General features: G+C 55.6%; 11 protein-coding genes. All 11 read right to left on the bottom strand.

The annotated features are described in order from the left end of the window. Positions 1–6 precede the first annotated feature (6 nt). From LKO31_RS00835 to nuoF, 11 genes are read right to left on the bottom strand one after another with little or no spacing between them, the layout of a single operon-like run. A complete protein-coding gene (locus tag LKO31_RS00835; RefSeq protein ID WP_227688179.1) occupies positions 7–789 on the bottom strand; it encodes a type III pantothenate kinase in 783 nt (260 codons plus the stop codon). Between the two features lie 2 nt (positions 790–791). Then, positions 792–1,589 (bottom strand): biotin--[acetyl-CoA-carboxylase] ligase, encoded by a 798-nt coding sequence (locus tag LKO31_RS00830; protein WP_320443465.1) that lies wholly within the window; start codon positions 1,587–1,589, stop codon positions 792–794. Beyond that, the gene (nuoN, locus tag LKO31_RS00825; protein ID WP_227688178.1) at positions 1,517–2,947 is read right to left on the bottom strand and encodes an NADH-quinone oxidoreductase subunit NuoN; all 1,431 of its coding nucleotides are present in this window, start codon (positions 2,945–2,947) and stop codon (positions 1,517–1,519) included. Before nuoN ends, LKO31_RS00830 begins: the two co-directional genes overlap by 73 nt. Then, positions 2,944–4,446: an NADH-quinone oxidoreductase subunit M gene (locus LKO31_RS00820; protein ID WP_227688177.1), complete on the bottom strand. Its 1,503-nt coding sequence runs from the start codon at positions 4,444–4,446 to the stop codon at positions 2,944–2,946. Before LKO31_RS00820 ends, nuoN begins: the two co-directional genes overlap by 4 nt. An 8-nt stretch (positions 4,447–4,454) precedes the next feature. Continuing rightward, positions 4,455–6,488, bottom strand: coding sequence for an NADH-quinone oxidoreductase subunit L (gene nuoL, locus LKO31_RS00815; RefSeq protein ID WP_227688176.1), 2,034 nt, complete (start codon positions 6,486–6,488; stop codon positions 4,455–4,457). 4 nt (positions 6,489–6,492) lie between these two features. Continuing rightward, on the bottom strand, positions 6,493–6,798 hold the full coding sequence (nuoK, locus tag LKO31_RS00810) for an NADH-quinone oxidoreductase subunit NuoK (RefSeq protein WP_003051614.1): 306 nt from the start codon (positions 6,796–6,798) through the stop codon (positions 6,493–6,495). Continuing rightward, positions 6,795–7,406, bottom strand: coding sequence for an NADH-quinone oxidoreductase subunit J (locus LKO31_RS00805; RefSeq protein ID WP_227688175.1), 612 nt, complete (start codon positions 7,404–7,406; stop codon positions 6,795–6,797). The genes nuoK and LKO31_RS00805 overlap by 4 nt, the downstream gene beginning before the upstream one ends. An 11-nt stretch (positions 7,407–7,417) precedes the next feature. Then, positions 7,418–7,906 carry an NADH-quinone oxidoreductase subunit NuoI gene (nuoI, locus tag LKO31_RS00800; RefSeq protein ID WP_227688174.1) on the bottom strand — a complete coding sequence of 163 codons (489 nt, stop codon included), beginning with the start codon at positions 7,904–7,906 and terminating at the stop codon, positions 7,418–7,420. Continuing rightward, positions 7,903–8,946, bottom strand: coding sequence for an NADH-quinone oxidoreductase subunit NuoH (gene nuoH / locus LKO31_RS00795; RefSeq protein WP_227688173.1), 1,044 nt, complete (start codon positions 8,944–8,946; stop codon positions 7,903–7,905). The genes nuoI and nuoH overlap by 4 nt, the downstream gene beginning before the upstream one ends. Continuing rightward, positions 8,943–10,955: an NADH-quinone oxidoreductase subunit NuoG gene (nuoG, locus tag LKO31_RS00790; RefSeq protein WP_227688172.1), complete on the bottom strand. Its 2,013-nt coding sequence runs from the start codon at positions 10,953–10,955 to the stop codon at positions 8,943–8,945. The genes nuoH and nuoG overlap by 4 nt, the downstream gene beginning before the upstream one ends. Further along, entirely contained in the window at positions 10,955–12,244 is a 1,290-nt protein-coding gene (nuoF, locus tag LKO31_RS00785) for an NADH-quinone oxidoreductase subunit NuoF (protein WP_227688171.1), read from the bottom strand. Before nuoF ends, nuoG begins: the two co-directional genes overlap by 1 nt.

Here is a 12,244-nt window from a genome sequence, read left to right as displayed (position 1 = left end):
GCTTTGTCACTCAGCGTCTCGCTTTTCATATAATTGCATTAAACCATTTAAGGTTAAATCTGGTTCGATACGGTCGAACAAACCCGTTTCTTGATCAAATAATACCGCCAAGCCGCCGGTGGCGATTACCGTGACAGGCTGGCCAATTTCCGCCTTCATGCGCGCAATCAGCCCCTCAACCATGGCAACATAGCCCCAATAGATGCCAATCAACATCTGGCTTTCGGTGGTGCGGCCAATCACGCTGCGTGTTTCCGGCGCTTCGATGGCGATGCGCGGCAATTTCGCGGCGGCGGCCACCAAAGCTTCCAGCGACAAATTCACACCGGGGGCGATAATTCCGCCCATATAAGCGCCCTCTGCGCTGATATGGTCCAATGTCGTTGCCGTGCCAAAGCTAATGACCAATTTCTCGCCTTGTGGTTCCAACGCTTGTGCGGAAATAGCGTTCACCGCGCGGTCGGCGCCAACGGAACCCGGCTCCTCTACCTTTAACGCAATACCCCAGCCCACCGGATCGCGGCCCGCGATCAACGGTTCCAGTTGGAAATATTTTTGGGACAGCAAACGCAAATTATGAAGCGCACGGGGCACCACGGTGGAAATAATCACCGCTTGCACCAGCTTGCGGTCCAGATTTTCGATGCGCATCAATTGATCAAGCCACACGGCATATTCATCGGCCGTGCGGCGATCATCGGTGGCGATACGCCAGCGCGTGACCATGCGATGCCCGTCAAACAGGGCAAATTTGGCGTTGGTATTGCCAACATCAATCGCAAGCAGCACCGTTAATTTCCTTCTTCGACAGGGCGCAGCAATTCGACATCACCGGCGTGCACCTCAACAATATGACCATCCGCCATTTTCAAGCGCAAGGCCCCATCGGGGTTCAATCCGTGAAACAAGCCATCGATCCCCTGCTCGCTGACGCGCAGCGGGGTGCCGATGGGATGGGCGATGGCCAACCAGCGGTGAACAATGGCCGCGACCCCTTCATCGCGCCAACAGCGCAGCGCGTCCATCAGGGCGATGGCCAGCGCATCGCCAAATAAGTCGCGCGAAAATGTCACGTCATAATCCGCGAAACAGGCCGTGCGGCGATCCGGTAAATCGGGGGATGACACAAGATTGACCCCGATGCCAATGACGACCGCGTCCCCGCTGCGTTCCAGCAAAATGCCCGCGCACTTCGCCCCATCCAGTAACAGATCATTGGGCCATTTCATTTGCATCGGAAGGTCTGGCGCTAAAGCCTTGACCGTATCGGTCAGTGCGACGGCGGCCACCAAAGCCAATGTCGCGGCCATCGGGTCGGTTTTGGTCAAATGGATAGCGACCGACCCCATAAAATTTCCAAAACCATCGCCCCATGCACGGCCCAATCGGCCACGACCGGCACTTTGTCTGTCAGCGACGAGCCAATGCCCGTCGCCAACATATTCTTGCCTCGCAAGGCGTCCCAGCAGATCGGCGCTGGTAGAGCCGGTCTGCTGAACCCGTTCAATGGGCGGTATCAGAACAGCACCGAAGCAGCGCTGGTCGAAACCGTGCCCAGAACGGGAATGAACAAATAGCCGATGACGCACAGCCAAACCGCGCTGGCGGCCAGCATGGCATTGTCAATCAGCGTGCCCTGACCCGTGATTTGAACGTCCGACTTGTCGTCAAAATACATCGTCTTGATGACGGCGATATAATAATAAGCGCCAATCACCGAAGCGACGATACCTGCAACCGCCAAGGGCACCAGATCGGCGGCAACAGCGGCTTCGAACACCAAATATTTGGGCCAGAAACCGAAGAGCGGCGGAATGCCAGCAAGGCTGAACAGGAACACTGCCATGGCCGCTGCCAAACCGGGGCGGCTGGACGACAGACCCGCCAAAGCCGGAATGCTTTCAACGCGGTTGCCGTCTTTGTCGGTCAGTTGCAATACAACCAAGAAGGCACCCAAGGTGGTGACCAAATAAACGACCAAATAGGTCAGGATCGCTTCGACGCCGGCCTGTGTGCCTGCCGCCAAACCAATCAGCATGAAGCCGACGTTGTTGATCGACGAATACGCCAGCAGACGCTTGATATTCTTTTGTCCAATGGCACCAACCGCACCCAAGATGATCGAGGCCAAGGCCAAGAAAATCACGATTTGCTGCCATGCGCCCAATGCAGGGCCCATCGCATCAATGGCAACGCGGGTCATCAAAGCCATAGCCGCCACTTTGGGGGCCGACGCAAAGAAAGCGGTGACAGGGGTCGGCGCGCCTTCATAGACGTCGGGCGTCCACATGTGGAACGGAACAGCGCTGATTTTAAACGCCAGACCGGCCAAGACAAAGATCAGGCCGAACAATTCGCCCCTCGACACATCGCTGGCCAAGGCGGCTGCGATTTCGTTGAACTGGGTCGAACCCGAAAAACCATAGAGCAGCGAGATACCGTAAAGCAGCATACCCGAAGCCAAAGCACCCAAAACAAAATATTTCAGGCCCGCTTCGCTGGAGCGATCATCATTGCGCATGAAGCTGGCCAAAACATAAGCCGCGAGGCTGTTCAGTTCCAGACCGATATAAAGCGTCATCATGTCGCGCGACGACACCATGATGCCCATACCCAGCGCGGCCAACACGACCAGAACCGGATATTCCGCCTTCATGCCTTTTTCAAAAAAGCGCGGCGCAATGACAATGCAAACCAAGCTGGCGGCATAAATCAGGATTTTGGCAAAATTGCCGAAATTATCGACCGCAACCGTGCCCGAAAAAGCAGTGGCTTCGGTACCAAAGATGGTGGCGACGGCTGCAATTGCAGCCGCCAGCGTAACCATGGTGCTGATTTGATACAGCGCCACGCGGCGATCGCCGAGATAGACACCAATCATCAGCGTCACCATCGCCCCAACGGCGAGGATGATTTCAGGCCAAATCAAGTTCAGATCAGCGATCATTGCGCCACTCCTGCAATCACGGCAGGTGCCGCAAGCTGTGCATCACCCGCAGGCTTTGCATCGGCCAGACGCTCTACCACAAAGGCTACGTCATCGCGCATCGGCGCAAGGAAGCTTTCCGGATAGATACCCATCCACAAAGCCACGGCGGCCAGCGGAACCATGATGGCCCATTCACGGGCATTCAGGTCGGTCATCGCCTTCACATCGTCCTTGGTCAAATCGCCGAACACCACACGGCGATACAGATAAAGCATATAGGCAGCACCCAAGATGATGCCGGTAGCGCAGATCAAAGCTACAAAGCTGGATGCTTCGTAAATGCCCAGCAAGCTGAGGAATTCACCGACGAAACCGCTGGTGCCTGGCAAGCCAATCGACGCCATGGTGAACAGCAAGAAGAAGACAGCATAAGCTGGCATGTTAATAGCCAAACCGCCGTAACGGCTGATTTCACGCGTGTGCAGACGATCGTAAATCACGCCAACACAGAAGAACAATGCCGCCGAAACAACACCGTGGCTGAGCATGATGACCAGCGCGCCTTCAAGGCCTTGTTGGTTGAACGCGAACAGACCAGCGGTGACAATCGCCATGTGGGCAACCGACGAATAAGCAATCAGCTTCTTCATATCATTCTGCACCAAGGCGATCAGGCTGGTGTACACCACCGCGATCATCGACAAGATGAACACGACCCACATCAGATCAGCAGATGCGTCTGGGAACATCGGCATCATGAAACGAATGAAGCCATAGCTACCCATTTTCAGCAACACACCGGCCAAGATCATCGACCCTGCGGTTGGTGCCTGAACGTGGGCGTCCGGCAACCAAGTGTGCACAGGGAACATCGGCATTTTCACAGCCAAGCTAGCGAAGAACGCAAGCCACAGCCAGAATTGCATGTTGGTCGGGAAATCATAGTTCAGCAAAGCGGTAATGTCAGACGTGCCAGCCGTGTTGATCATCACGATCATCGCAATCAGCATCAAGACAGAACCGAGCAGCGTATAAAGGAAGAATTTAAACGCGGCATATTTGCGGTTGTCGCCGCCCCAGATACCGATGATGAAATACATCGGGATCAGCGCTGCTTCAAAGAAGATGTAAAAGAGGATCAAATCCTGCGCTGCGAAAACGCCGATCACGATCGCTTCCATCAGCAAGAACATGCCCATGTACAGGCCAACACGCTTTTGAATGGCCTGCCAGCTAGCGAGGATGCACAGCGGCATCAAAAATGCCGTCAGCAAGATCAGCATCAACGCCATACCGTCAATGCCCAAAGCATATTGGAAACGGCCAAATAGGTCGGCGCGCTCGACAAATTGCCATTGCGCCCCATTCACTTCGAAACCGCGCCACATGACGAGCCCCAAAGCAAAGTTCACCAAGGTGGCGCCCAGCGCGACAAAGCGCGCCAGACGATCACCGGAAAAGATACAAAGGATGGCAGCGATCGCGGGGATCGCCAGCATCAGCGAAAGGATACCCATAGAGCCGCTCACAGGAATTTGACCATTGCCCATGTGACCAACCCGACCAAGCCGAGCAGCATCACAAAAGCATATCCATAAACATAACCCGACTGAAGTCGGACGGCGAGACGCGAACCACCGGAAACAACCGATGCAACGCCATTCGGACCCAGCGCGTCAATGGTGCCAACGTCACCGCGCTGCCAGAAGAACCGGCCCAAAGCAAAGGCAGGCTTGACGAAGATTTTATCGTAAAGTTCGTCAAAATACCATTTGTTGAACAGGAACTGGTGCAGCGGGCGGAAGGTCGCCACAAAGCGGGCCGGGATCGACGGATTGCGAATATAGCTGTTCCAAGCAAGGAGCAGACCAATGGCCATGACGGCAAATGGCGTCCATTTCACCCACATCGGCACTTCATGCGCCGCATGCATCAACTCAGCATTATAAGCCAAGCTGCCAGCCCAGAAGGCCGTGCCTTCTTCGGGATAGATGAACGGGTGGTTGAAGATAAAGCCAGCGAACACCGCACCAATCGACAAGATCACCAGTGGAACCAGCATCGGCAGCGGGCTTTCATGTGGATGATAACCCGCTGTGCCATCGCTGTCCGCCTTTGGTGCATGGGCATGGGCATAATCATGCGCATCATCATGATGTTCGTCATGAACAGCATGTTGAATATGCTCGCTCTGTTCCCAACGCGGCTTGCCGTGGAAGGTCAGGAACACCAGACGCCAGCTATAGAAGCTGGTGAGCAGAGCTGCGAAAATGCCGACCCAAAACGCCATGGTGCCAAGACCGCCAGCGGCAAAGGCTGCTTCCAAAATGCCGTCCTTGGAATAGAAACCAGCAAAACCAAATACGCCATAAATACCCACACCGGTTATGGCGAGCGTGCCCATCATCATCGCCCAATAGGTCAGCGGGATATGCTTACGCAGGCCGCCATAATAGCGCATATCTTGTTCGTGATGCATCGCATGGATCACCGAACCGGCGCCCAAGAACAACAAAGCCTTGAAAAATGCGTGCGTGAACAAGTGGAACATCGCTGCGCCATAGGCCCCAACGCCAGCAGCGAAGAACATATAGCCAAGCTGCGAACAGGTCGAATAAGCGATTACGCGCTTGATATCATGCTGCGTGGTGCCAACGGTTGCCGCAAAGAAGCATGTCGCAGCGCCAACAACGGTCACCACCGACAAAGCCACCGGAGCAGCTTCGAACATCGGCGACAAGCGGCAAACCATGAACACACCAGCCGTCACCATGGTGGCGGCGTGGATCAGCGCCGACACAGGGGTCGGACCTTCCATGGCGTCTGGCAACCAAGTGTGCAGACCCAATTGCGCCGACTTGCCCATTGCGCCGATGAACAGCAGCAAGCACAGCACGGTCATCGTATCAAGGCGCAACCCCAAGAAACCGATGGTCGATCCAGCCATGGCCGGAGCCGCTTCGAGAATTTCAGGGATCGACACGGTGCCGAACACCAAAAAGGTCGCGAAGATACCCAGCATGAAGCCCAAGTCGCCAACGCGGTTGACCACAAAGGCCTTCATGGCCGCAGCATTTGCGCTTTGTTTCTTGTACCAGAAACCAATCAGCAAATAGGACGCCAGACCAACGCCTTCCCAGCCAAAGAACATCTGAACGAGGTTATTGGCTGTCACCAGCATCAACATCGCAAAGGTGAACAAGGACAGATAGGCAAAGAAGCGCGGCTGGTGCGGATCCTCGCTCATATAGCTCCAGCTATAGAGGTGAACGAGGGCCGAAACCGTGTTGATCACCACCAGCATTACCGCTGTCAGCGTATCAATCTTCAATTCCCAGTTAAAGCTGAGCGTGCCCGATTGGACCCACTGCAGCACCGTCACAACACCCGCTTCGCCGGTGCCGTTGATGAACGAAAGGAAAATTGGCCAGCTCAGGGCCGCGCTGATGAACAGCGCGCCCGTCGTGATCATTTTCGATGCGGTTTTGCCGATGACATGATGCCCCAGCCCCGCAACAAGCGCCGCCAGCAGCGGCAGGAATACGATTGCCTGTATCACCGGCTTATCCCTTCATCCGGTTGGCATCGTCAACCGCGATGGTGCCACGGCCACGGAAATAAATAACAAGAATTGCCAGACCAATGGCTGCTTCACCCGCCGCAACGGTCAGAACAAACATCGAAAAGACCTGACCAACCAAATCCCCCAATGCCGCCGAAAAAGCGACAAGGTTGATGTTGACGGCCAACAAGATCAATTCGATCGCCATCAAAATGACGATGATATTCTTGCGGTTGATAAAGATGCCAAGCACGCCCAGCGTGAACAGCACTGCCGAGACGGCAAGATAATGTCCTACGGAAATCACAGTTCGACCCCCTGCCCGACGGGCTGATCAACAAGGCGCGTAGCCTCTTCCGGACGACGACGGACCTGATCGGCAATCACTTGCCGGCGAACACCTGCGCGCTGACGGTTGGTCAGAACAATGGCGCCAATCATGGCCACCAACAGGATCATGCCCGATGCTTCGAACAGGAACACATAGCGCGTAAAGATCTGCGCACCAATTTGTTCGATGTTCGTCATGTCGGTTGCAATCGGAGCGGCGCGTGCGGCCATGTCAATGGCCCCTGCATTCCATGCCCCCAGCGCAAAGACGAGTTCAGCTACCAAGATAATGGCCACCAACGCGCCAAGCGGAAGGTAACGGACAAAGCCCGCTCGCAATTCAGCAAAGTCAATATCCAGCATCATGACGACGAACAGGAACAACACCGCCACCGCGCCGACATAAACAATGATCAGCAACATGGCGATAAATTCCGCGCCGCACAGCAGCATCAGACCCGCAGCATTGAAAAATGCCAAGATCAGCCACATCACGCTATGCACGGGGTTGCGAGAAAAGATCACCATCGCCGCAGAGGCAATGCAGACCGTAGCGAAGATATAAAAGGCAAATATTTGAATCATTTGCGCTGCCCCTAGCGATAGGGCGCGTCAGCGGCAAGGTTTGCCGCAATCGCGCTTTCCCATTTGTCACCATTGGCCAGCAGCTTTGCCTTGTCGTAAAGCAACTCTTGGCGCGTTTCGGTGGCGAATTCGAAATTCGGACCCTCGACGATCGCATCGACCGGACATGCTTCCTGACAGAAGCCGCAATAAATGCACTTTGTCATGTCGATGTCATAGCGCGTGGTGCGACGCGAGCCGTCCTCACGCGGTTCCGCTTCGATAGTGATCGCCTGTGCGGGGCACACCGCTTCGCACAACTTGCAAGCGATGCAACGCTCTTCCCCATTGGGATAGCGGCGCAGCGCATGCTCACCACGAAAACGTGGTGAGAGCGGATTCTTTTCGAACGGATAGTTAATCGTCGCTTTTGGCTTGAAGAAATATTTCAGCGTCAGCGCATGCGCCTTCACAAATTCCCAAAGCGTAAAGCTTTTGACGAGATGACCAACGTAACTCATGCGTACCTCGTCAGCATCAGATAACCGGAAACCAAGACCACAAAGATCAACGACAATGGCAGGAAGATTTTCCAACCCAAACGCATCAACTGGTCATAACGATAACGGGGAACCGTTGCCTTCACCCAGCTGAACACGAAGAAGAAGAAAGCAATCTTCAGCAGCAGCCAGACAAAGCCGGGAACCAGATAGAGCGGTGCCCAATCCAGCGGCGGCAACCAGCCACCCCAGAACAAAATGGCGTTCAATGCACACATCAAAATGACGTTCGCATATTCACCCAGCCAGAACAGCGCAAAGCTCATCGACGAATATTCGGTTTGATAACCGGCGACGAGTTCGCTTTCCGCTTCGGTCAAGTCGAACGGCGCACGGGCCGTTTCCGCCAAGGCGGTGATCAAGAACATGATCGCCAACGGGAATAACAGCAAGTTGAAACCAAAAGCGTTGACGATGCCAAGACCGTGGCCTTGCTGTGCCTTGACGATTTCGTTCATGTTAAAGCTGTCGGCGAACAGGATCACGCCGATCAAGATGAATCCCATCGAGACTTCATAAGAGATCATCTGAGCCGATGCACGCAGCGCTGAGAAGAACGGATATTTCGAGTTGGACGCCCAACCCGCCAAAATCACGCCATAAACACCCAGCGAGCTGACCGCCAAAATATAGAGCAAGCCAACGTTAATATCGGCCAGCACCGCGCCAGAGTTGAACGGGATTACCGCCCAAGCAATCAGCGCCACCGTGAAGGTGATGATCGGTGCGATCAGGAACAAGGTGCGGTTGGCGGCGGTCGGAACAATGGTTTCCTGCAAGAAAACCTTCAGACCGTCGGCGAAACTTTGCAGCAGACCAAAGGGACCAACCACGTTGGGGCCACGGCGCAGTGCAATGGCGGCCCAAATTTTACGGTCGGCGTAGATGATCATCGCCACCGCCAGCATCAGCGGCAAAGCGATCAACAAAATGCCAGCGACGGTGGCAAGGCCCCATGCCCATTCATAGGACAGGCCTAGGCTTTGGAAAAACTCGGTCATTCCGCTGCCTCCACAAATTCAACGCCGTGGATCAGTTCATCCGAACAACGCTGCATGGTCGGCGATGCGCGGCAAATCGCGTTGGTCAGGTAAAAATCCTTGATCGGCGTACCGATTTCCCGCGCTTCGGGGTTCGAGGGCAGCTTTGGTACTGTCCAACCATAATCCGCCAAGCCTTCGACGCCCAGCGCCGGAACCTCTGCCACCATTGCAGCGCGGCAAGCGTCAAAGCTGTCGAAACCAAGGCTTACGCCCAACGTATCGGCCAGTGCGCGGAAAATGCTCCAATCTTCACGGGCATCGCCGGGGGCAAAGACCGCGCGTTCGCTGCGTTGGACGCGGCCTTCGGTGTTGACCGTCGTAAAGTCTTTTTCCGTCCATGCGGCGGCTGGCAGGATGATGTCAGCCGCATGCGCGCCCTTGTCACCATGATGGCCCACATAAACCTTTACCGTGCCGGCAAAATTGGTGAAGTCGACTTCATCGGCGCCCAAGAAGAAGGCCAGCTTTGGCTTGGCTGCGATGATATCCGCGATACCGCCAACTTGCGCATAGCCCAGCATCAAACTGCCCATACGAGCGGCCGAGAAATGAACAACGTTAAAGCCGTTCCAGCCGTCCTTCACCGCGCCAACCTTGTCTGCCAAGGCCAACAAAGCGCCATGCACACCGTCGATCGCCAGCGCGCCGCCGCCAGCAATGATCATCGGCCGCTCTGCCTTCGACAGGGCTTCCAATACATCAGCAGGCAGATTGGCAACCAGCGAAGCGTCATTGCCCAGATGCTGGGTCTTATAGCTTTGGTCAATATCTTGACCGATGGTATAAACCTTGACGCCGCGCTTCCACGCAGCCTTGCGGATGCGGGTGTTGATCAGCGGTGCTTCCCAGCGCAGATTGGTGCCAACCAACAGCACCAGATCAGCATTTTCAGCCTGTGCAATGCTGGTGTTGAAATTGACAGCCGACAGGCTGGATACATCATATTTCAGGCCGGTCTGACGACCTTCGAGCAGGTTGGAACCCAATGCGCTGACCAAAGCCTTGGCCGCAAACATGGTTTCGCAATCCGCCATATCGCCCGCTATGGCCGCAACCGACGAACCAGCATTGACCGCCTTGATGGCGGCAAAGGCTTCGCCCCAGCTTGCTTCCACCAGCTTGCCATCCTTGCGGACGAACGGGCGGTCAAGGCGGCGCAAGATCAGACCATCGACATGGTGGCGTGTCTTGTCGCTGGCCCATTCTTCGTTCACGTCATCATTGACGCGCGGCAGAACGCGCAGCACTTGGCGGCCACGGCTGTCGATGCGCACATTGGTGCCAACAGCGTCGGTCATGTCGATGCCCATGGTCTTGGTAAGTTCCCAAGGACGGGCTTCGAAAGCATAGGGTTTCGACGTCAAAGCACCCACAGGGCACAGATCGACCACGTTACCGCTGAGTTCGCTGTTAACCGCGCGCTCAAGATAGCTGGTGATCTGCATATTTTCGCCGCGATAAATCGCACCGATTTCTTCGACACCCGCCACTTCTTCGGCGAAGCGCACGCAGCGTGTGCATTGGATGCAGCGGGTCATCACCGTTTTCACGATGGGGCCCATATATTTTTCGGTCACGGCGCGCTTATTTTCGTCATAGCGCGAACCGCCACGACCATAAGCAACCGATTGATCCTGAAGATCACACTCGCCGCCCTGATCGCAAATCGGGCAATCCAGCGGGTGGTTGATCAGCAGAAATTCCATCACGCCCTCGCGTGCCTTTTTCACCATCGGGCTGTCGGTCTTGATGACCTGACCTTCGGCGGCGGGCAGCGCGCAAGATGCTTGCGGCTTGGGCGGTCCGGGGGACACTTCGACCAAGCACATGCGGCAGTTGCCCGCAATGCTCAGGCGTTCGTGGTAACAGAAACGGGGAATTTCCTTCCCCGCCATTTCGCAAGCCTGAAGAACGGTCGCGCCCTGTGGCACTTCCAATTCTTGGCCGTCTACGGTGACTTTAACCATTATTCCGCGGCCTCCATCATGCCGCCATTTTCACGGATGCGACGTTCCATTTCCGGACGGAAGTGACGGATCAGGCCTTGAATGGGCCATGCCGCTGCGTCGCCAAGCGCGCAAATCGTATGGCCTTCCACCTGCTTCGTCACGTCAAACAGCGTGTCAATTTCTTCGATCTGGGCGTCACCGGTGCGCATACGCTCCATCACGCGCCACATCCAGCCCGTGCCTTCACGGCAAGGCGTGCATTGGCCGCAGCTTTCATGCTTATAGAAATAGCTGATGCGGCTGATCGCCTGCACAATATCGGTGGACTTATCCATCACGATGGCAGCCGCGGTGCCCAGACCCGACCCAACAGCCTTCAAGCCGTCGAAATCCATCGGACAATCCATGATCTGTTCTGCGGGAACCAACGGAACGGACGACCCGCCGGGGATCACCGCCAGCAAATTGTCCCAGCCACCGCGAATGCCGCCACAATGACGGTCGATCAATTCGCGAAAGGTGATGCCCATTTCTTCTTCGACCACGCAAGGGGTGTTCACATGGCCCGAGATTTGGAACAGCTTGGTGCCCTTATTGCCTTCGCGGCCAATGCTGGAGAACCAGCCCGACCCGCGCCGCAAAATGGTCGGAACAACCGCAATGGATTCCACATTATTCACCGTGGTGGGGCAGCCATAAAGGCCAGCGCCAGCGGGGAATGGTGGCTTCAAACGGGGCTGACCCTTTTTGCCTTCCAAGCTTTCGATCATCGCCGTTTCTTCGCCGCAGATATAAGCCCCTGCGCCGCGATGAACGAACACATCGAAGTCATAGCCCGAACCAGCCGCGTTTTTGCCCAGCAGGCCCGCGTCATAAGCTTCTTGGACGGCCGCAAATAATGTCTTCGCTTCGGCGATAAACTCACCGCGAATATAGATATAAGCCGCACGTGCCCGCATCGCGAAACCAGCAATCAACGCGCCTTCGATCAGCTTGTGCGGATCGTGACGGATGATTTCACGGTCTTTGCACGAACCCGGTTCGGATTCGTCGGCATTGATGACCAAGAAGCTTGGACGATCTTCGCGTGGTTCCTTGGGCATGAAGCTCCACTTCAAGCCCGTTGGAAAGCCAGCGCCGCCGCGCCCACGCAGGCCCGACGCTTTAATCTCTTCGATGATCGCGTCTTGACCGCGCGCGATAATATCTTTGGTATTATCCCAATCGCCACGCATTTGAGCGGAGCTAAGGTTCCATGGCTGGAACCCGTAAAGATTGGTAAAGATACGATCCTTATCGGCTAGCAT

Origin of the sequence: Sphingopyxis yananensis (assembly GCF_020687785.1) — a bacterium.
GTDB classification, from domain to species: Bacteria; Pseudomonadota; Alphaproteobacteria; order Sphingomonadales; family Sphingomonadaceae; genus Sphingopyxis; species Sphingopyxis yananensis.
This window is presented reverse-complemented; position numbering and strand designations above follow the sequence as displayed.